Below are 555 nucleotides of genomic sequence, written 5' to 3' on the forward strand. Positions count from 1 at the left end.
ACCTGGCGGAGGCGGCGCCCCTGCTGCTGCCCGAGCCGCGCCCACTGGAGCTGACCCCGCTCCACGAGGCGGTGCTCGGCGCGCTCGCCGGTGGGTACGGGCTGTTCTTCCGTCAGATCGCCGACCAGGTGCGGGCCGCCGGGCTCGCCGAGCCGACGCCGGGCGCCGACGCCGAGATCGCCGACGTCATCTGGGACCTGGCGTGGTCGGGCCGGATCACCAACGACACCGTCGCCCCGCTGCGCTCCCTCCTCGGCTCCGGGCGCACCGCCGGGGCGACCGCTCACCGCGCCAAGCGGGCCGTCCCGCGCGGCCGGTACGGCTCGCTGACGAGCTCGCGCGGGTACGGCCGGATGACCGCCCGCCCCATGGCCTCGCTCGGCGGGCCGCCCACGGTGGCGGGACGCTGGTCACTGGTGCCCGAGCGGGCGGCCGACCCCACGCACCGCGCGCACGCGCTGGCCAGCACGCTGCTCGACCGGCACGGCGTGGTGACCCGCGGCGCCGTGGCGTCGGAGGGCGTCGAGGGCGGGTTCGCCGCGGCCTACCGGGTGC

Annotated in this window: 1 pseudogene; it reads left to right on the top strand. The window is 78.7% G+C overall.

What is annotated here, in order from left to right:
• Positions 1-555, top strand: a pseudogene (locus KUM32_RS32785) (DEAD/DEAH box helicase); the annotation flags it as partial.

It is taken from the genome of Streptomyces sp. AC627_RSS907, assembly GCF_019049165.1.